This window comes from Pseudonocardia sp. ICBG162 (assembly GCF_020496225.1).
GTDB classification, from domain to species: Bacteria; Actinomycetota; Actinomycetes; order Mycobacteriales; family Pseudonocardiaceae; genus Pseudonocardia; species Pseudonocardia alni.
On sequence record NZ_JAHLJD010000013.1, the window covers coordinates 1,428,608 to 1,446,952 of the forward strand.

The window sequence follows — 18,345 nt, forward strand, 5'->3', positions numbered from 1 at the left end:
ACCACCCTCCATCCCAGCGAACCAGGACGATCCCGTGAGCCCCTTCCCCGGCCGCAGGCTGCGGACGCTGGTCCCGGCCCTGCTCGCCGTCGCGCTGCTGGCGGGCGGCTGCACCGGGCTGGCCGGAGGCGGGCCGCGGGCCTCCGCCGGGTCGCTGGCCCCGCGCGTCGACCTGTCCGGGCTGACCTACGTCGTCGGGTCGAAGAACTTCGACGAGCAGCAGATCCTCTGCCAGATCTCGATCGCGGCGCTGGAGTCCGCCGGGGCGTCGGTGACCGACCGGTGCAATGTCGGGGGCTCCGACGTGACCCGGCAGGCGCTGCTGTCCGGGGACATCTCCACCTACTGGGAGTACACCGGCACGGCGTGGGCGTCGTACCTGCGCGAGACCCGCACCCTCCCCGACGACCAGGTCCTCGCCGAGCTGCGCACCCGCGACCGCGCGCAGAACGGCGTGGTGTGGCTGGACCGCGCCGGGTTCGACAACACGTACTCCTTCGTCGTCGACGGGGCGACGGCGGCGCGGCTGAACCTGAACACGCTCAGCGACATGGCCGCCTACGTCCGCTCCGGACAGCCCGGCGACGTCTGCGTCGAGACCGAGTACGCCTCCCGCGCCGACGGCCTCGCCGGGCTCCAGCGCGCCTACGGCTTCGAGCTCCCCCGCGACCGCCGTGAGACCCTCGAACAGGGTCTGATCTTCCAGTCCACCGCCGACGGCGTCTGCCTGTTCGGCGAGGTCGCCGCCACCGACGGCCGCATCCCGGCACTGGGCCTGAAGGTCCTCACCGACGACCGCGGCTACCACATCACCTACAGCGCGGTCCCGGTCTTCCGGGCCGACGTGTTCGACCGCGCCCCGCAGGTCGCCGACCTGTTCGCCCCGATCACCGCGGCCCTGGACCAGCAGACCATGCAGCAGCTCAACGGCCGGGTCTCCGCGGGCGGGCAGAGCCCCCGTGACGTCGCGCGGGCCTGGCTGGCCGAGCGCGGGTTCATCGGGAGCTGAGCCGTGGCGCGCCGGCAGGTCGACGAGGTCCGCGACGGCGTGGAGCTCACCAGCCTCGACGCCGAGGCCTTCGACGGCGCCGGCGTCACCAAGCGGGCCCTGCTCGACCACCTCGACGCCGTCGCCGCGCTGCTGCTGCCCGCGCTGGCCGACCGGCCCCTGTCGGTGGTGCGGGCCCGCCCCGGCCAGGCGCCGTTCATGCAGAAGAACCTCCCGCGCGGGGCGCCCGACTGGATCCCCACCGTGGACGTGTGGGCGGACTCGTCGCAGCGCACCGTGCACTACCCGCTCTGCCACGACCGCCGCACGCTGCTGTGGTTCGGCAACCAGCGCGCCGTGGAGTTCCACCCGACGCTGGTGCCGCACGGCGCGACGACCACCGGCGAGCTCGTCGTCGACCTCGACCCGCCCGACGGCGCCGGCTTCGACCGGGTCGTCGCCGCCGCGCACCCGGTCCGGGCGGCGCTGGCCGAGCTGGGCCTCGCCGCCGCGGTGAAGACCAGCGGCGCGACCGGCCTGCACCTGGTGGTCCCGCTGTCGGACCCGCTCCCGATCGACGACGCGTTCGCCGCGACCCGCGCGGTGTGCGCCCGCGCCGCGGCGCTGGCCCCCGACGTGGCGACGACCGCGTTCATCCGGGACGACCGCGGCGGCCGGGTCTTCCTCGACCCGACGCGCGTGGGCGGGGCCACCCTCGCCGCGCCCTACAGCCCGCGGGCCCGCCCCGGCCTCCCGGTGTCGTTCCCCCTCACCTGGGACGAGCTGGACCGGGTCACGCCCGCCGACTTCACGGTGGGCACGGTGTCCGGGCTGGTCACGGGCCGTCCGACGTGGGCGGAGCTGCGGCCCGGGCCGGCCCCGCTGCCGGAGGTCCTGCTCACCGAGGGCCGGGCGATCCCGGTGCCGCGGGTCGCGGCCATGCACGAGGGAAAGCGCCGCAAGCGCGCCCGCGAACGCGGTGAGTGATCACCCGTTGTGGAGGATCCGGCCCGCCTCGCGGACGCTGCGCTCCACAACCGGTGATCACTCGTCGACGTCGCCGCGGGCGCGCCGGTAGATCCAGCGGTCGGCGTCGGCGTGCGGGCCGATCAGGACGTAGCCCCTCGGGTCCCCGCCGGGGTCGGACAGCTCGATCGTCCGCGGCGGACGGCCGGTGGCGTCGGGGTCGATGCGCACCTGCTCGCCTGCGTAGGGGCCGTCGTCGAGGACCGCGTACATGGCAGACGATTGTGCCACCCCGGGCGCCTCGCCCGGCCCCGTCGGACGAGGGGGCCGGGTGGGGCGTGGGTTCAGCAGTTGCCGTAGGAGTTGGTGGTGCCCGCGCGGGTCACCACCCCGGTGGCGGTGTCGGCGACGACGACCGGGATCCCCAGTGGACCGTTGCCGTTGCGGTAGACGTCGCGCAGCTTGGTCGACGGGACGACCCCGGCGCCGTCGGCCCGCGCGACGCCCGCCCGGATCGTGCCGTACCCGGGGACCCCGACGCTCCAGAACCACTGCTCGGCGCGGGGGGTGGCCCGCCCGCTGCCGTACATGTAGCAGGACAGCTGGTCACGGCTGTTGGTGATCGACACCCGCCCGTAGGGGACGCCGGCCGGGTCGGCGAGGTTGAGCACGCCGTTGCCGTTCTCGCTCCGCACCCGGTCCCGGGCCGCGCCGGAGAACGACACGCAGACGTGGTCGGACGGCTGGGCCTCCCGCCACACGAAGCCCGGCTTGCAGGTGTCCGGGCCGTACGGTCCGGACCCGGCGCGGTTCGCGGGGCCCGCCGCCGTCTCGGCGCGGGCGGTGGTGCGCGAGGCGACGCTCACGCAGACCGGGTCGCTCGGCCCGATCTCCCGCCACACGAAGCCGCTCTTGCAGGTGTACGGGCCGTAGGGCAGCGCGGCGGGAACCGGACCGGCCGGGGCGGGCGCCGTCGGCGGGGCGGCGAGCGCGGTACCGGCACCGCCGGCGAGCAGCGCGGCACCGAGCGCCGCGGCCACGCCGAGGCGACGGACGGCACCGAGTGCCGCCCGGGGCCGTCGGGTTCCGGCCGGCCGGCCGGTGGTCGTCGTGGGTGTCGTCGTCGGTGTCGTCATCGTGGGTGTCCCCTCACCCCGGGCGCTCCGCCGGCGGTGTCGCCGTGTCCCGGTGCCGTCCGATCCTGGGCACCGGCGGCGCCCGCGGAATCGGTGCGGCGCCGTATCCCGTCGCTGCCGCAGCGGTTCGACCGCACGTACCGCAGAGAGTTGATGACACCGGTCGGTGGGCCCGCGAGGCTGATCGACATGACCGACTCACTCGTGGCGATCCTCCTGCCGGGCGCCGACGGCCGCCCGGAGCTCGGCGGGACCGGGACGCTGGTGACCCCGACCGCCGTCCTCGTCCACCCACCGCTGTCCCGACGGCTGCGGGCGGGCGGGGGCCCCGCGCCCGTCCGGGTCGCGGTGTGCGGCTGGGACCCGGCCGGGACCGAGGTGCTCGACGTCGCCGGGGTGCAGGTCAGCGGGCGGTCCCCGGCCGGGGCGGACGAGCCGGTCGTCGGGCTGGTGCTGGCGACGCCGTCGTCGCGGGCCGGGACGGACGGCTTCGGGAGCGAGGCGGCGGTCGCGGCCCACCTGCTCGACCCGTACGACGCCGTGTCCCGCCCGGCCGCCGTCGACCCGGGCCCCGGCGACCCGTCCGCCGGTCGCGATGCCCCGGGCGGGCGGCCCGCCGAGGCCGGCGACGCGGAGGAGGACGGCACGGGCGTCGGCACCGAGCCGCCGACCGGCCCGGGTGACGGCGAGGGCGGGCGGCGGCCACCGCCGGAGTCCCCGTCGATCCTGTGCACCTTTCTCGGGATCTTCTGCCGGTAGGGACGTGATGGCCACCCGGCGCCGCTCGGTCGGCGAGATCGTCGTCGTCGGGCTGGCGATCGGGGCCGACCTCTACGTGTACGGCGGCGACGGCAGGCTGCGCGGCGGCGGGGAGCTCCCGGCGTGGGTGGTGCCGGTCGTCGAGGTGGTCGTGCTGGCGACCCTCCTGCTCCGGTGGCGGTACCCGTACCGGGTGTTCGCCCTCCAGTGGTGCTGGGCGCTGGCCGGGCTGGTGCTGCCCGGGTTCGCGCCGTTCGCGGGGCTGCTCGTGGCGCTGCACGCCGTCGCCTGCCGGGCCTCGGCCCGGTACTCGCTCGCGGTGCTCGCGGCGGGCCTGGTCCCGCTCGCGGTGAGCAACGCCAACGCCGCCGGCGGGGTGGGGACGCGCTTCTTCGCCGCGCTCTGCCTGGCCTGGGCCGTCGTCCTCGCGGCGGTCTGGGCGGTCGGCCAGCGCACCCATCTCGCCGAGCGGCGGACACGGCTGGTGGAGGAGCTGCGCGAGCGCGACGCCGCCGACGCCGTCCGGGCCGAGCGGCTGCGCCTGGCCCGGGAGCTGCACGACATCGTGGCGCACACGGTCAGCGCGATGGTCCTGCAGACCGCGGGGGCCAGGGCCCGGCTGACCGCGGGCCCCGACGACGACCCGACCCGCGCCGAGGTGGTCGCGGCGCTGGCGGCGGTGGAGGCGAGCGGGGTGACGGCGATGACCGAGATGCACCGGATGCTGGGGCTGCTGCGTGCGCACGCCCCCGACCCGGACCCGGCCGGGGACGGCGTCGTCGCACCGCGGCTGGCCGACGTGCCGCACCTGCTGGAGACCTCCCGGGCGTCCGGGCTCGACGTCGAGCACGTCGTCGACGGCACGCCGGGCCGGGCCGACCCGAGCGCCGAGCTCACCGCCTTCCGGGTCGTGCAGGAAGGGCTCGCCAACGCGATCAAGCACGGCGGGGCCGGGGCGCTGGTCCGGGTGCACGAGCTATGGGAGCCCGGACGGCTGCGGATCACCGTGCGCAGCACGCCGGGGATCGCCGGCCCGGACCACGGGCTGCCGGTCGGCGGACACGGGCTGCGCGGGCTCGCCGAACGGGCCGCGCTGGTCGGCGGGCACATCGAGTCCGGCCCGGGCGGCGACGGGTTCGTGCTGCGTGCCGAGCTCCCGCTCGACGGCTCCGGGGCGGGGGCACGGTGACCGTCACCGTGGTCGTCGCCGACGACGACCCGCTCGTGCGCACCGGCGTCGGCATGCTCCTGCGCAGCGCCCCGGACCTGGCCGTGGTCGGTGAGGCCGCCGACGGCGCCGCCGCGGTCGGGCTGGTGCGGCGCGACCGCCCGGACGTCGTCGTGATGGACCTGCGGATGCCGGGCACCGACGGGACCGCCGCGACGCGGGCGATCACCGCGGACCGGGCCGACGACCCGGACCTGCTGACCCGCGTGCTGGTGCTGACCACCTTCCACGACGACGACGCCGTGTACGGCGCCCTGCGCGCGGGTGCCAGCGGCTACCTGCTCAAGCACGCGGCCCCGGCCGACCTGGTCCCGGCGGTGCGCCGGGTCGCGGCGGGCGACGCCTGGCTGGACCCGGCGGTCGCGAGCCGCGTGATCGCCGCGCTGGTGGACACCGACCCCGACCGCGACGACCCGCCCCAGCTCCTGGCCCGGCTCACCGCGCGGGAGCGCGAGGTGCTGACCCTCATGGCGCACGGACGGTCCAACGACGAGATCGCCGCCGGGCTCGTGCTGTCCGGTGCGACCGTCCGCACCCACGTCAACCGGATCCTGATGAAGACCGGGTCGGGGAACCGGACGAACGCGGTGATCCTCGCCTTCCGCAGCGGGCTGGTGGACCCGCGGCGGTGAGGGCGCTCAGTCCTGCCTGCGCGCCCGGCTCGGCTGCACCCGCAGCGGCTCCCCCGGCATCTTCGGGTACTCCGGCGGGTACGGCAGGTCCCCCAGCCCCCGTTCGGCCTCGTCCTCGGCGTACCACTCCAGCGCGGTCGCGCAGCTCCCCCGCTCCTCGCCCGCGCCGGCGTGCGGGTCGCCGTGGCGCTCCAGCAGCCCGGGCACGGTGCGCAGGGTGAACCCGGCGGGGTCGACCTCGCCGAGGTCGTCCCAGGTGACCGGCATGGAGACGGTCGCGGCGGGCAGTCCGCGCACCGACCAGGCCGAGGCGATGGTGCGGTCGCGGGCGGCCTGGTTGTAGTCGAGGAAGACCCGCTCGCCGCGCTCCTCCTTCCACCAGTCCACGGTGGCCAGCTCCGGGATGCGCCGGCAGACGCGGCGGGCGAGCGCGATCACGGCGTGCCGGACCTCGACGAAGTCCCACTCGGGCCGGATCGGGCAGGCGACGTGCACGCCCCGCCCGCCGGAGGTCTTGGCCCACCCGGTCAGCCCGGCCTCGGTGAGGACCTCGCGCAGGGTCTGCGCGACGACGACGGCGTCGCCGAAGTCGGTGCCCGGCTGCGGGTCGAGGTCGATGCGCAGCTCGTCGGGGTGGTCGGTGTCGGCGCAGCGGACCGGCCACGGGTGGAAGTCGAGGGTGTTGAGGTTGGCCGCCCAGGCGATCGTCGCGGGCTCGGTGACCGACACCGACTCGGCGGTACGGCCGCTGGGGAAGGTCACCGTGCAGGTCCGCACCCAGTCCGGCGCGCCCTTCGGGACGCGTTTGACGAAGAACGGCTCGCCGTCCACCCCGGAGTTGAACCGCTTCAGGTTGGTGGGGCGGTCGCGCAGCGCGGCGGCCATGGGCTCCCCCACCGCGACGTAGTACTCGACGACCTCCCGCTTGGTGATGCCGAGCTCGCCGAACACGACCTTGTCCGGGCTGGTCAGGCGGACGTCGCGCGGCCCGTCGGGCCCGTCCACCTGCAGCATCACGACCTCACGGCTCGCCACCCGGCGAACCTACCCCCGGCGACTATCGTGTGCCCATGAGTTCCGACCGGTCCCCCCGGTTCGACGACGACCTGCTGGGTCTCGACCCGGAGGACCCGGAGGCGCGGGCGTTCGCCGCGCACCTGGACCGCATGCAGCGGGTGCCGTCGTGCTCGGTGGAGGGCTACATCCGCGGCGTCGGGGACTTCGCGGAGTCGGCGAACCGGCTCCGGGGCCCGCAGCGCGCCGCCGCCGTCGGGGTGACGGTGCTGCTGCTGCTCGTCGCGGCCTGGGTCATCGCGAACGCGGCCGGGTTCGTCGTCGCCACCTGGGTCTGACGACCGGCGGCACACGACCGATCAACGGGTTACCGTGGATGCATGGGTCTGTTCAGCCGCAACACCACCACCTCCGACGCCGAGCTCCCGGCCGCGCCGGTGCAGAAGACCGACGACGAGTGGCGGGCCCAGCTCAGCCCCGACGAGTACCAGGTGCTCCGCAAGGCCGGGACCGAGCGCCCGTTCACCGGTGAGTACACCGACACGACCACCACCGGCGTCTACCGCTGCCGGGCCTGCGGGGCGGAGCTGTTCCGCAGCGACTCCAAGTTCGAGTCGCACTGCGGGTGGCCGTCGTTCTTCACCCCGCTCGCGGGTGAGGCCGTCATCGAGCGCACCGACTCCAGCCTCGGCATGACGCGCACCGAGGTGCTGTGCGCGACCTGCCACGGCCACCTGGGCCACGTGTTCGCCGGGGAGGGCTACGGCACCCCCACCGACCTGCGCTACTGCATCAACTCGGTGTCGCTGACCCTCGAGCCCGCCGCGGAGTAGGGGCCGCCGGGCGGCGGCCCCCACCGCCGCTCAGGGCAGGGACGCGACGAGGTCGCCGACCTCGACCCGCGGGCCGGTGTAGAACGGGATCTCCTCGCGGACGTGGCGGCGGGCCTCGGTGCCGCGCAGGTGCCGCATGAGGTCGACGATGCGGTACAGCTCGTCGGCCTCGAAGGCGAGGATCCACTCGTAGTCGCCGAGGGCGAACGCCGGGACGGTGTTGGCGCGCACGTCGGCGTAGTCCCGGGCCTCCTTGCCGTGGTCGGCGAGCATCGTGCGCCGGTCCGCGTCGGGCAGCAGGTACCACTCGTAGGACCGGACGAACGGGTAGACGCAGACGTAGCGCTTCGGGTCCTCACCGGCCATGAACGCCGGGACGTGGCTCTTGTTGAACTCCGCCGGGCGGTGCAGCGCGGTCTGGCTCCAGACCGGCACGCTCGCCCGGCCGAGCGCGGTGGTGCGGCGCAGGTCGGAGTAGGCGGCCTGCAGCGACTCGATCTCCGAGGCGTGCCACCAGATCATGTAGTCGGCGTCGTGCCGCACACCGGCGAGGTCGTAGACGCCGCGGACGGTGACGTCCTTGTTGGCGAGCGAGTCGAGGTACTCGGTCGCCTCGCGGGCGGCGGCCGAGCGGTCGTCGCCGAGGCGGCCGGGCTCGACCCGGAAGACCGACCACATGGTGTAGCGGATGGTGTCGTTGATCGCTTTGACGTCCACGCGGGCCATGTCCGGCATGGTACGCGGCCGGTGAGGGTGCCCTCAGCGACCGGTCGGTGCGGCGAGCAGGGCCGGGGCGAGCCGCTCGGCGGCGGCCCGGGCGGTCGCGACACAGGCGGGGACGCCGACCCCGTGCAGCATCGACCCGGCGACCTCCAGGCCCCCGACGGCGGCGACGGCGGACTCCAGCGTGTCGACGACCGCGCCGTGCCCCACGCCGTACTGCGGCAGACCGCCGCCCCAGCGCTGCACGAACGACGCGACCGGGACGGCGTCGACGCCGTCGAGCACGGCCAGGTCGGCACGGACACGGGCGACGAGCTCGGCGTCGTCGACCTGCAGGCTCGCCTCCTCGCCGAACCGGCCGATCGAGGCGCGGAGCCGGACCAGGCCGTCCTCACCGAGGTGGGCCCACTTCGTCGACGCGTGGGTGACGCCCTTGACCGACAGCGGCTCGTCCGCGGCGACCAGACAGCCGGAGGTGCCGGGCATGCCGGCGACGTCGGCGGCCCGGAAGGCGAGCGCGACGACCGCGGAGGAGGCGAGCTCGATCCGCCCGGCCGCGGCGGCCGCGGCCGGGGCGACCGGCTCCAGCAGCCGGCGGGCGGCGGGTGCGGGGACGGCGAGGACGACGGCGTCGACGTCGAGCGCCTCCGGCTGCGGGACCGGTCCGAGGACGAGCCGCCAGCCGTCGGGGCGGCGGTGCAGCTCCCGCACGGTGACGCCGGTGCGCACCCGGGCCCCGGACGCGGCGACGAGTGCGGCGATCACCTCGCGGTAGCCGCCGCGCACGGCTCCGAAGACCGGTCCGACGGCCACCGGCTGCGGCACCGCGGACGGTTCGGCCCCGGTGCCGCCGACGGCCCCGTTCCCGGCGGGCGGCGGCGCGGTGCGGCCGGTCCCCGCGGCGGGCGTCCCGGCGGCGAGGGTCCCGCCGCGCTGGCCGGACCCGGCCATCCCCGTGCTGGCGGCCTCGGTCAGCGATCCGGCCCCGGCGTCGAGCGCGGCGGCGAGCGCCGGGACGGTGGCGCGCAGGCCGAGCCGGTCGACCCGCCCGGCGTAGACACCGCCCAGGAGCGGGTCGGCGATCCGGTCGACGACCTCGGGGCCGAACCGGCGGCGCAGCAGCTCCCCGAGCGCGACGTCGGTGCCGGGGTCCCAGTCCAGCGGCGTGGACGGCTCGGCGGCGACCGCGGCCCGTCCGGCGTCGGACAGCACTCCCCCGAGGTCGGCGTCACGGCCGGGCACGCCCATCAGGGTGCCGCGGGGCAGGCCCACGGTCCGCCCGCCGGCGCGGATCGTCGCCGTCGCCGCGGTGGGGTGGGTGAGCGCGTCGGCCAGCCCGATCTCGGCGAGCAGCGCGGGGACCTCGGGGCGGCGGACGAGGAAGGCCTCGGCGCCGACGTCGAAGGGCGCCCCCGCGAGGTCGACGGTGCGCAGCACGCCGCCGAGCCGGTCACGCTGCTCGAGCACGACGATCTCGGCGGCCGGGCCGAGCAGCGTGCGCAGCCGGTGCGCGCAGGCCAGACCGGAGACACCGCCGCCGACGACGGCGACGCGGGTCATCGCGACGGACGGTCGCCCGTCGGCCCGGCCACGGGCTGGGCGTGCACCGTCTCGACGGTCCGGGTGATCACGTCCGGGTCGGTGGGCGGCAGGACGCCGTGGCCGAGGTTGAACACGTGCCCGCGGGTGCGGGCCCCCTCGGCGGCGATCCGCACGACCTCGGCGTCGACGGCGTCCTGACCGGCGAACAGCACCGCCGGGTCCAGGTTGCCCTGCACGGGCACCGCGCCACCGGCCCGGCGGGCCGCGACGTCGAGCGGGGTCCGCCAGTCCACGCCGATCACGTCGGCGCCGGCGTCGGTCATCGCGCCCAGGAGCTCGGCCGTGCCTACCCCGAAGTGGATCCGCGGCACGCCGGCCCCGGCGAGCGCGCCGAGCACCGTGGCGGAGTGCGGCAGCACGAACTCGCGGTAGTCGCGCTCGGACAGCGCGCCCGCCCAGGAGTCGAACAGCTGGACCGCGTCCACCCCGGCGGCGACCTGCTGCTGCAGGAACGTGCCGGTGAGCACGGCGAGCTTGCCGAGCAGGGCGTGCCACACGTCGGGGGCGGAGCGCATGAGGGACTTGGTCCGCTCGTGGTTGCGGCTCGGGCCGCCTTCGATGAGGTAGGAGGCGAGGGTGAACGGGGCGCCCGCGAACCCGATCAGCGGGACCCGGCCCAGCTCGGGCAGCAGCAGGCCGATCGCCTCGGTGACGCGCGCCGCCTGCTCCGGCGCGAGCTCGGGCAGCGCCGCGACGTCGGCGGCGGTGCGGACCGGCGAGTCCACGACGGGGCCGGTGCCCGGCACGATGTCCACCCCGATGCCCGCCAGGTACAGCGGCACCACGATGTCGGAGAACAGGATGGCCGCGTCCATGTCGTGGCGGCGGACCGGCTGCAGGGTGATCTCGCAGGTCAGGTCCGGGGTGAGACACGCCTCGAGCATCGCGTTGTCCTGGCGCAGGGCCCGGTACTCCGGCAGCGAGCGGCCCGCCTGGCGCATGAACCAGACCGGTAGCCGCGACGGCGTCCCACCGCGCGCTGCGTCGAGGAACGGTGCTCCCGCGAGGTCGCGGCGGGCGGGGGGCGCGGAGACGATGCCTGCAGTCATGACCTACGGATGATCCCACGCGGACCGGGCCGGTGCTCGGGCGCCCCGGCGCGCCTGCCAGGTACGACGGGTATCGCACCTTAGAGTCCGACGCCGTGCCGGACCCGAACTCACCACCACCAGCAGCGTTCCGCAGCGCGGTCCGCTCGCTCGCGTCGGTCCGACCGCGCCCCGAGCTCGTGGTGCGGCCGCTCGAGGCCCCGCCCCGGCTCGCGCCGTACAGCTGGGCGACCAGCGTCGAGGCCGACATCGGGCACCGCGGCGACGGGACCGACGACCTCGACGAGCCGGACACCTCCGGCCGGTTGATCCTGCTCCACGACCCCGACGGCCAGGAACGCTGGGAGGGCACCTTCCGGCTGGTCTGCTTCGTGCAGGCCCGGCTGGAGCCCGGCCAGCTCGGCGACGACATGCTGCCGCGGATCGGCTGGTCCTGGCTGACCGACGCGCTCGAGCACGCCGGCGCCGGTTTCACCGCGCTCGGCGGGACCGTCACCCAGACCTCGTCGGTCCGCTTCGGCGGGCTCAGCGGCGGTGGTGGCGGCCCCGGGGAGGAGCCGCCGCGGGAGGACGACGTCGAGCTGCGCGCCTCCTGGTCGCCCACGGAGAGCGACGGTGATCTGTCCCGACACGCCGTCGCGTTCGCGTCCCTGGTGTCGACCGCAGCGGGTCTGCCGCCGGTCGGCGCAGTGCCGTTGAGCCGATCACCCGGCTGAACGTCGCAGGTCAACGGCATGCGTCGGAAATCTTTCACCCGGAGGGGTGGGACCGCGCCCACATGCATGTAACTTTCCAGGCCGGAAAGACGAATGCACACCAGACGTTAGGCCGCATGGAGGGATACCATCTCTTCCATGGCACCCGCCCGGGCGGCCGAGCGCCACTCTCCGTCCCTCGGGTTCCGGTGTTGGTCGGGGGCGTACGACCGACTCCAGGAAGGTTGACGACGTGGCTGTACTTGGCCAGCAAGTGCCGGCGCAGAGCTCCGGCAGCACCACCGCAGGTGGCGCTCCGATCGGTGGAGCAGTGCTCTCGCCGGGGATCGTCCCGCAGCCGCGGGAGGAGCTGTTCACGGTTCTCGTCGTGGACGACCACCCGCTGCTCCGGGAGGCGATCGCCGGACGGCTGCGCTCCATGGGAGCGGGCACCGTGCACGAGGCCGCCTCGGTCACCGAGGCGCGGGCCCGCGCCCACGCCGCGGGTCCCTGCGACCTCGCGATCCTCGACCTGACCCTGCCGGACGGCAGCGGGCTGGACCTGGTCAGCGAGCTCCGCTCGCTCGGCTGGAACCGGCTGGTCGTGCTCGCCTCCTCCGACGACCCGTACGCGGTCCGCTCGGCGTTCCAGGCCGGCGCGCAGGCGTACCTGCTCAAGTCGGCGTCGCCCTCGGTCGTGACCGACGGCGTCAAGCGGGTGCTCGACGGCGGCGTCTACGCCGACCCGACGGTCGCCCCCCTGCTCGCCACCGGGTCCCGCGTGCCGGGCACCGACAACACCCCGCGGGAGCTCTCGGCCCGCGAGGTCGAGGTGCTGCAGCTCGTCGCGGACGGCCAGTCCAACAAGGAGATCGGTGAGGCCCTGAACCTCTCCGCACTCACGGTGAAGAGCCACCTCTCCCGGATCGGCCGCAAGCTCGGCACCGGCGACCGCGCCCAGATGGTCGCGCTCGCCATGCGCGCGGGGGTCATTCGCTGACTCCCGGGACCGGCGCCGCCGGCGGTACGGACACGACCCGGCCGCCGGTCTCGGCGACTCCGGACGGTTCACCCGATCCGGTACCGCTGCTCCGTCCCGCCGACGGCCTCCCCCCGGTCACCGCGACCCCCGACGACCTCGCCCGCGTGGCGGCGGCGATCGCCGGGGGCAGCGGCCCGGTCGCCGTCGACGCGGAGCGTGCCTCCGGCTTCCGGTACTCTCAGCGCGCCTATCTGGTGCAGCTGCGGCGTACCGGGGCCGGGTCCGCGCTGGTGGACCCGATCCCGCTGCGCGGCGAGCTGGGCCCGCTCGCCGAGGCCCTCGACGGGCCGGAGTGGGTGCTCCACGCGGCCTCGCAGGACCTCCCGTGCCTGGCCGAGCTGGACCTGCGCCCGGCGTCGTTGTTCGACACCGAGCTCGCCGGCCGGCTGGCCGGGCTGCCCCGGGTCGGGCTCGGCCCGATGGTGGAGAACCTGCTCGGCCTCGGCCTGGAGAAGGGGCACGGCGCCGCCGACTGGTCGCGCCGCCCGCTCCCCGAGGACTGGCTGGTCTACGCCGCGCTCGATGTCGAGGTGCTCGTCGACCTGCGTTCGGTCCTGACCGAGATGCTCGACGAGCAGGGCAAGCTCGAGTGGGCCCGCCAGGAGTTCGAGGCGGTCCGCACCGCCCCGCCGTCCCCGCCGCGCGCGGAGCCCTGGCGGCGCACCTCCGGCATCCACAAGGTCCGCCGCCCCCGCCCGCTCGCCGCGGTCCGGGAGCTGTGGCAGGCCCGCGACTCCCTCGCCGCCGAGCGCGACATCGCCCCCGGCCGGGTCCTGCCCGACGCCGCGATCGTCGACGCCGCGGTGCGCAACCCCGACTCCCCGCAGGCACTGGCCGAGCTGCCGGTGTTCCGCGGACGCTCCCAGCGCAGGCTGGCCCGCTACTGGTTCGACGCGCTGCGCCGGGCCGCCGACCTCCCCGAGGCCGAGCTGCCACGCGGCGCCGCCACCACCGACGGCCCGCCGCCGGTGTCGCGCTGGGCCGACCGGGACCCCGATGCCGCGGCCCGGCTCGCCGCCGCCCGCGCGGCACTGACCACGGTCTCCGAGCAGCACGACGTGCCGGTGGAGAACCTGCTGCAGCCCGACCTGCTGCGCCGGGTCTGCTGGACCCCGCCCACCGACGGCGACCTCCCGGCCGCCCTGGTCGCCGGCGGCGCCCGCCCGTGGCAGGTCGAGCTGCTCGCCCCGCTGCTCGAACCGGCCCTGGCCGCCCGCGCCCGCTGAGCCACCCTCCCACGCCGAGCCACGCACGCCGCGCCGCCCGCATCCGCTGAGCCGGCCGGGCCTGCTCGGCCCGCGTCCCCTGTGGAGTGTCAGCGCGCGAGGACCGGCGCCCCACCCGAGGGCGCCGGGGCCGTGCTGTCGTCGGGCAGCGCGACGTGCACCGCCAGTCCCCCACCGGGCACCGCCTCGGCGTGCACGGACCCGCCGTGCGCGGTGGCCACCGACCGCACGATCGACAGCCCCAGCCCGGAGCCGCGGGTGTGGGCGGTGCGGGCCACCGGGCCCCGCCGGAACGGCTCGAACAGCTCGGCCACCCTGTCCGGGGCCAGCTCCGGCCCGGACGACGCGACCCGCAGCACGACTCCCGGCTCGGGCGTGCCGGTCCCGCAGCCGACCTCGATCCAGCCGCCGTCGCGGTTGTGCCGCACCGCGTTCTCCAGCAGGTTCGCCACCATCCGGCGCAGCAGCGGCTCGTTGCCCCGGGTCGTCGCGGGCCGCGGGTCGGTGCGCACGACCAGGCCGCGGGCGGCGACGTCCCCGGTCACGGCCGCGAGCTCCGCGGCGACGAGCGCAGCCAGGTCCACCGGCACCCGGTCGGAGCCCGGCATCGCTCCCCCGGCCTCGGTGCGGGCGAGCAGCAGCAGCCCGCTGACCAGCTCGTCGCAGCGGCGGCCCGCCTCCCGGACGACCCCGGCCATCCGGCGCAGCTCCTCGGCGTCGGCGTCGGGGTCCTGGAGCGTCACGTCGATCTCGGTGCGCAGCACCGCGAGCGGGGTGCGCAGCTCGTGCCCGGCGTTGGCGACGAACCGGGACTGCGCGTCGAACGCGGCCTGCAGCCGGTCGAGCATCGCGTCGACGGCCGCGGCCAGCTCGGCGACCTCGCCACGGGCACCGGCGAGCGCGACCCGCTCGTCGAGCGAGCTCGCCGAGAGCCGCGAGGTGGTCTCGACGACCCGGCGCAGCGGGTACAGCACCCGCCCGACCAGCACCCAGGACGTGACCGCCCCGGCCGCGACGACCAGCGGGAACGCGATCAGCCCGGCCCGCAGCACCTCGGCGCGGGCCGCGGCGGCGACCGCGTCGCGGGCGGTCTCGGCGGGCACGGCGACCCCGCCGACGAACACCGTCCCGGGCAGCGCCGGGGTGCCCGCGACCACCGCGCCGACCAGCATCCAGCCGAGCCAGAGCAGCAGCGCGGCGACCGCGGCGACGAGCGCCGTCGCGAGCAGCGTCAGCCGCGGCCGGAGGGCGCCCACGCCGTCACGCCGTGGGGGTCCCGTCGGCGGGCACCCGGTACCCGGCACCGACGACGGTGTCGATCGGCCCGGGCGCGCCGAGCTTCTTGCGCAGGGTCATGACGGTGACCCGCACCGTGGTGGTGAACGGGTCGGCGTTCTCGTCCCAGACGCGTTCGAGCAGCTCCTCCGACGACACCACGGCCCCGCCCGCGGCGAGCAGGACCTCCAGCACGCCGAACTCCTTGCGGGTCAGCTCGACCGGCCGCCCGGAGCGCAGCACGGTGCGCCGGGCCGGGTCCAGCACGACGTCGCCGGCCCGCAGCGTGGGCGGCACCGCCGGGGTCGCCCGACGACCGAGCGCCCGGACCCGGGCGACCAGCTCGGGGAAGTCGAACGGCTTGGCCAGGTAGTCGTCGGCGCCGCGGGACAGGCCCTCGACCTTGTCGGCCGGGGTGCCCGACGCGGTGAGCATCAGCACCCGGGTCAGGCCGCCCGCGGCGACGAGCTCGTCGCACAGGTCGTCGCCGCTGCGGCCGGGCAGGTCCCGGTCGAGGACGGCGACGTCGTAGCGGGTCACCGACAGCTTCTCCGAGCCCTCGTCGCCGTCGTAGGCCACGTCGACGGCCATCCCGTCCCGGCGCAGGCCGCGCACGACGGCGTCGGCCATCGCCGGCTCGTCCTCGACGACGATGACGCGCATCAGCGGGTGCGCTCCCGCCCGGGAACGGCGCCCTCGGGGGTCGAGGGGACCGCCGCGGCCGCCCACTCGGTGATCCGGCGGGCCATGTCCTGCTCGGTCAGCCCCCAGGTGGCGAGGACGTCGTCGCGGCTGCCGTGCTCCAGGTACTCCTGGGGCAGCGCGAGGTCGCGCTGGCGCACGTCGAGCTCGGCGGCGCGCAGCGCGTCGGACAGCGCGGAGCCGAACCCGCCGTGCGTGCCGCAGTCGGAGACGGTGACCACGAGCTGGTGGTCGGCGGCCAGCGTGAGCAGCTCCCGCGGGACCGGCAGCAGCCACCGCGGGTCGACGACGGTCACGTCGACGCCCTGGTCGGCGAGCCGCCGGGCGACGGCGACACCGGACTTCGCGAACGCCCCGACGCAGACGAGCAGCACCTGGGAGCGCCCGTCGGACGGCTCGTGCAGCACGTCGACCCCGGCCGGGCCGTCGAGGCGGCGCAGCGCGGGCACCGAGCCGATCACCGAGCCCTTGGGGTAGCGCAGCGCGGTCGGGCCGTCGGTGACCGCGGTGGCCTCCCGGAACTCCTCGCGCAGGGTCTCCTCGTCGCGCGGGGCGGCGACCCGCATGCCGGGCACGATGCCCAGCAGCGACAGGTCCCACATCCCGTTGTGCGACGGGCCGTCGCTGCCGGTGACGCCGGAGCGGTCCAGCACCAGCGTGACGCGCTCGCGGTGCAGGCCCACGTCCATCAGCAGCTGGTCGAAGCCGCGGTTGAGGAACGTCGAGTACAGCGCGACGACGGGGTGCCGCCCGGCCCGGGCCAGCCCGGCGGCGGTGGTCAGCGCGTGCTGCTCGGCGATCCCGACGTCGACGATGCGGTCCGGGTGGGCGGCCGCGAACGGCGCCAGGCCGGTCGGGCCGAGCATCGCCGCGGTGATCGCGACGACGTCGGTGCGCCGCGACCCGAGCGCCACCATCTCCTCGGCGAACACGTCGGTCCAGCCGGTGACCGGGGTGCCGGTGGGCAGACCGGTCTCCGGGTCGAACGCGGCCGGGCTGTGCATCTGCTCGGCCTCGTCGTTCTCCGCGGGCGGGTAGCCGTTGCCCTTGCGGGTGACCGTGTGCACGATGACCGGCCCGCCGAAGCGCTTCGCCCGGCGCAGCGCGGACTCGAGCTGGCCGATGTCGTGGCCGTCGACCGGGCCGAAGTACTTGAGCCCCAGGTCGGAGAACAGCTCCTGCGGGGAGAGCGCGTCCTTCACCCCGGCCTTGAACGCGTGCAGGCCGGCGTAGAGCGCGGGCCCGACGACGGGGGTGCCGCGGACGGTGCGCTTGCCGGCCTCGAGCACCCGCTCGTAGCCGGGCTGCAGCCGCAGCGACGCGAGCCGGTCGGCCAGCCCGCCGATGGTCGGCGAGTAGGAGCGGCCGTTGTCGTTCACGACGACCACGACGTTGCGGTCCTCGCCGGCCGCGATGTTGTTGAGCGCCTCCCAGGCCATGCCGCCGGTCAGCGCCCCGTCGCCGATCACGGCGACGACGTGCCGGTCGACCCCGGTCAGGGCGTGCGCGCGGGCGATCCCGTCAGCCCAGGACAGCGACGACGACGCGTGGCTGGACTCCACGTGGTCGTGCTCGGACTCGGCGCGGCTCGGGTAGCCCGACAGCCCGCCGGTCTTCTTCAGCCGGTCCCAGCCCTCCTGACGGCCGGTCAGCAGCTTGTGCACGTACGCCTGGTGCCCGGTGTCCCAGATCAGGGTGTCCTGCGGGGACTCGAAGACCCGGTGCAGGGCGATGCTCAGCTCCACCACACCCAGGTTGGGCCCCAGGTGACCACCGGTGCGGGACACCGCCTTGATCAGGAACCCACGGATCTCGGCCGCGAGCGAGGTCAGCTCGTCGGGCCCGAGCCCTCGCAGATCGGCCGGGCGCCGGATCGCCGAGAGTCCCCGGTTCGTCGTCACGTACTGCCTCCTCGCCGCCGGCCCTGCTCGGGCGTCCTCCACCACGGAGGACCGGCATCGACTCGTGGTCCCACTCTACGGACCGGTAGCCGAGGCGACCCGATGGCGCTGCCGGGCGCGGCGGGCGTCGTCCGTCACCCGGACGGTGCCCGCCGCGTCCCGTGCTGCGACGCGGTACGTCCACTGTTCTCACCAACCCCAGTTACGCATTGTTGATCTCCTTTCGCACTCGGACCCACAGTTGATCGACACAATGGCCGCGGCACTTACCGCGGACGCGTTCACCAACCCCAGTTGCGCATCGGACACCCCTTTCCTGATCGACATCCCGCACGTCGTGGCGCCGCCGTGACATCACGGGACAGCAATTACCGGCATACCGACATGGTCTCTCACGTATTCACCGGTGCCGCCGCCGAAAAGGGTGACCCGCCGTCGACCGACGAACAAACCAGGGAGCACCATTGCGATATCAACAGTCACCGGGGCGGCCGTACGGCCGACACTCAGCGTGATCACGCCACTCGTCCGAGCAGCTACGACTCGATCACGAAGCCGTATCGATCACTGACGG

At 75.6% G+C, this 18,345-nt stretch carries 19 protein-coding genes; 10 read left to right on the plus strand and 9 right to left on the minus strand.

Going from position 1 to position 18,345, the window contains the following annotated elements:
- Positions 1 to 34 precede the first annotated feature (34 nt).
- A complete protein-coding gene (locus KPL60_RS09705; RefSeq protein WP_226365595.1) occupies positions 35 to 1,009 on the plus strand; it encodes a glycine betaine ABC transporter substrate-binding protein in 975 nt (324 codons plus the stop codon).
- Between the two features lie 3 nt (positions 1,010 to 1,012).
- Complete coding sequence (locus KPL60_RS09710) at positions 1,013 to 1,975, plus strand: ATP-dependent DNA ligase (protein WP_226365596.1); 963 nt, start codon at positions 1,013 to 1,015, stop codon at positions 1,973 to 1,975.
- A 57-nt stretch (positions 1,976 to 2,032) separates the two neighbouring features.
- On the opposite strand, the gene KPL60_RS09715 is transcribed toward KPL60_RS09710, so the two are convergent.
- On the minus strand, positions 2,033 to 2,227 hold the full coding sequence (locus KPL60_RS09715) for a hypothetical protein (protein ID WP_226356320.1): 195 nt from the start codon (positions 2,225 to 2,227) through the stop codon (positions 2,033 to 2,035).
- A gap of 71 nt (positions 2,228 to 2,298) precedes the next feature.
- Positions 2,299 to 3,090: a hypothetical protein gene (locus tag KPL60_RS09720; protein WP_226356319.1), complete on the minus strand. Its 792-nt coding sequence runs from the start codon at positions 3,088 to 3,090 to the stop codon at positions 2,299 to 2,301.
- Between the two features lie 189 nt (positions 3,091 to 3,279).
- On the opposite strand from KPL60_RS09720, the gene KPL60_RS09725 reads away from it, so the two are divergent.
- The 3 genes from KPL60_RS09725 to KPL60_RS09735 are packed head-to-tail and all read left to right on the plus strand — an operon-like array spanning position 3,280 to position 5,709.
- Entirely contained in the window at positions 3,280 to 3,849 is a 570-nt protein-coding gene (locus KPL60_RS09725; protein ID WP_226365597.1) for a hypothetical protein, read from the plus strand.
- Positions 3,850 to 3,856: 7 nt separating this feature from the next.
- Complete coding sequence (locus KPL60_RS09730) at positions 3,857 to 5,038, plus strand: sensor histidine kinase (protein WP_226365598.1); 1,182 nt, start codon at positions 3,857 to 3,859, stop codon at positions 5,036 to 5,038.
- Positions 5,035 to 5,709, plus strand: coding sequence for a response regulator transcription factor (locus KPL60_RS09735; RefSeq protein ID WP_226356316.1), 675 nt, complete (start codon positions 5,035 to 5,037; stop codon positions 5,707 to 5,709). Before KPL60_RS09730 ends, KPL60_RS09735 begins: the two co-directional genes overlap by 4 nt.
- A gap of 6 nt (positions 5,710 to 5,715) precedes the next feature.
- On the opposite strand, the gene ligD is transcribed toward KPL60_RS09735, so the two are convergent.
- Positions 5,716 to 6,744, minus strand: a complete 1,029-nt coding sequence (gene ligD / locus KPL60_RS09740; protein ID WP_374203847.1) for a non-homologous end-joining DNA ligase — start codon at positions 6,742 to 6,744, stop codon at positions 5,716 to 5,718.
- Between the two features lie 35 nt (positions 6,745 to 6,779).
- Between ligD and KPL60_RS09745 the strand changes: the two genes are divergently transcribed.
- The gene (locus KPL60_RS09745; protein ID WP_073577094.1) at positions 6,780 to 7,061 is read left to right on the plus strand and encodes a hypothetical protein; all 282 of its coding nucleotides are present in this window, start codon (positions 6,780 to 6,782) and stop codon (positions 7,059 to 7,061) included.
- A gap of 42 nt (positions 7,062 to 7,103) precedes the next feature.
- A complete protein-coding gene (msrB, locus tag KPL60_RS09750) occupies positions 7,104 to 7,556 on the plus strand; it encodes a peptide-methionine (R)-S-oxide reductase MsrB (RefSeq protein ID WP_083658895.1) in 453 nt (150 codons plus the stop codon).
- A 30-nt stretch (positions 7,557 to 7,586) separates the two neighbouring features.
- Here the strand turns inward: msrB and hemQ are convergent, their stop codons facing one another.
- Genes hemQ through hemE form a run of 3 tightly spaced genes read right to left on the minus strand, consistent with a single transcriptional unit; the run spans position 7,587 to position 10,930 of the window.
- A complete protein-coding gene (gene hemQ / locus KPL60_RS09755) occupies positions 7,587 to 8,282 on the minus strand; it encodes a hydrogen peroxide-dependent heme synthase (RefSeq protein ID WP_226356315.1) in 696 nt (231 codons plus the stop codon).
- A 33-nt stretch (positions 8,283 to 8,315) separates the two neighbouring features.
- Positions 8,316 to 9,839, minus strand: a complete 1,524-nt coding sequence (gene hemG / locus KPL60_RS09760) for a protoporphyrinogen oxidase (RefSeq protein ID WP_226365599.1) — start codon at positions 9,837 to 9,839, stop codon at positions 8,316 to 8,318.
- Positions 9,836 to 10,930 carry a uroporphyrinogen decarboxylase gene (gene hemE / locus KPL60_RS09765; protein ID WP_226365600.1) on the minus strand — a complete coding sequence of 365 codons (1,095 nt, stop codon included), beginning with the start codon at positions 10,928 to 10,930 and terminating at the stop codon, positions 9,836 to 9,838. Before hemE ends, hemG begins: the two co-directional genes overlap by 4 nt.
- 95 nt (positions 10,931 to 11,025) lie before the next feature.
- On the opposite strand from hemE, the gene KPL60_RS09770 reads away from it, so the two are divergent.
- The 3 genes from KPL60_RS09770 (at position 11,026) to KPL60_RS09780 (ending at position 13,893) form a co-directional block, all read left to right on the plus strand.
- On the plus strand, positions 11,026 to 11,646 hold the full coding sequence (locus tag KPL60_RS09770; protein WP_226356312.1) for a DUF3000 domain-containing protein: 621 nt from the start codon (positions 11,026 to 11,028) through the stop codon (positions 11,644 to 11,646).
- Positions 11,647 to 11,956: 310 nt separating this feature from the next.
- Entirely contained in the window at positions 11,957 to 12,625 is a 669-nt protein-coding gene (locus KPL60_RS09775) for a response regulator transcription factor (protein WP_010233729.1), read from the plus strand.
- 86 nt (positions 12,626 to 12,711) lie between these two features.
- A complete protein-coding gene (locus KPL60_RS09780; RefSeq protein ID WP_226356710.1) occupies positions 12,712 to 13,893 on the plus strand; it encodes a ribonuclease D in 1,182 nt (393 codons plus the stop codon).
- A gap of 89 nt (positions 13,894 to 13,982) precedes the next feature.
- Here KPL60_RS09780 and KPL60_RS09785 read toward each other — a convergent pair whose 3' ends face one another.
- From KPL60_RS09785 to dxs, 3 genes are read right to left on the minus strand one after another with little or no spacing between them, the layout of a single operon-like run.
- Positions 13,983 to 15,149, minus strand: a complete 1,167-nt coding sequence (locus KPL60_RS09785; RefSeq protein ID WP_226356311.1) for a cell wall metabolism sensor histidine kinase WalK — start codon at positions 15,147 to 15,149, stop codon at positions 13,983 to 13,985.
- Positions 15,150 to 15,153: 4 nt separating this feature from the next.
- Positions 15,154 to 15,831, minus strand: coding sequence for a response regulator transcription factor (locus KPL60_RS09790; RefSeq protein WP_062404606.1), 678 nt, complete (start codon positions 15,829 to 15,831; stop codon positions 15,154 to 15,156).
- Positions 15,831 to 17,771, minus strand: coding sequence for a 1-deoxy-D-xylulose-5-phosphate synthase (dxs, locus tag KPL60_RS09795; protein ID WP_226365601.1), 1,941 nt, complete (start codon positions 17,769 to 17,771; stop codon positions 15,831 to 15,833). The genes KPL60_RS09790 and dxs overlap by 1 nt, the downstream gene beginning before the upstream one ends.
- Positions 17,772 to 18,345: the final 574 nt, after the last annotated feature.

Coding starts and splice junctions, on each gene's coding strand:
- KPL60_RS09715 (WP_226356320.1), bottom strand. CDS start 2,227: ATGTACGCGGTCCTCGACGACGGCCCCTACGCAGGCGAGCAGGTGCGC.
- KPL60_RS09720 (WP_226356319.1), bottom strand. CDS start 3,090: ATGACGACACCGACGACGACACCCACGACGACCACCGGCCGGCCGGCC.
- KPL60_RS09725 (WP_226365597.1), top strand. CDS start 3,280: ATGACCGACTCACTCGTGGCGATCCTCCTGCCGGGCGCCGACGGCCGC.
- KPL60_RS09730 (WP_226365598.1), top strand. CDS start 3,857: ATGGCCACCCGGCGCCGCTCGGTCGGCGAGATCGTCGTCGTCGGGCTG.
- KPL60_RS09745 (WP_073577094.1), top strand. CDS start 6,780: ATGAGTTCCGACCGGTCCCCCCGGTTCGACGACGACCTGCTGGGTCTC.
- msrB (WP_083658895.1), top strand. CDS start 7,104: ATGGGTCTGTTCAGCCGCAACACCACCACCTCCGACGCCGAGCTCCCG.
- hemQ (WP_226356315.1), bottom strand. CDS start 8,282: ATGGCCCGCGTGGACGTCAAAGCGATCAACGACACCATCCGCTACACC.
- hemG (WP_226365599.1), bottom strand. CDS start 9,839: ATGACCCGCGTCGCCGTCGTCGGCGGCGGTGTCTCCGGTCTGGCCTGC.
- hemE (WP_226365600.1), bottom strand. CDS start 10,930: ATGACTGCAGGCATCGTCTCCGCGCCCCCCGCCCGCCGCGACCTCGCG.
- KPL60_RS09790 (WP_062404606.1), bottom strand. CDS start 15,831: ATGCGCGTCATCGTCGTCGAGGACGAGCCGGCGATGGCCGACGCCGTC.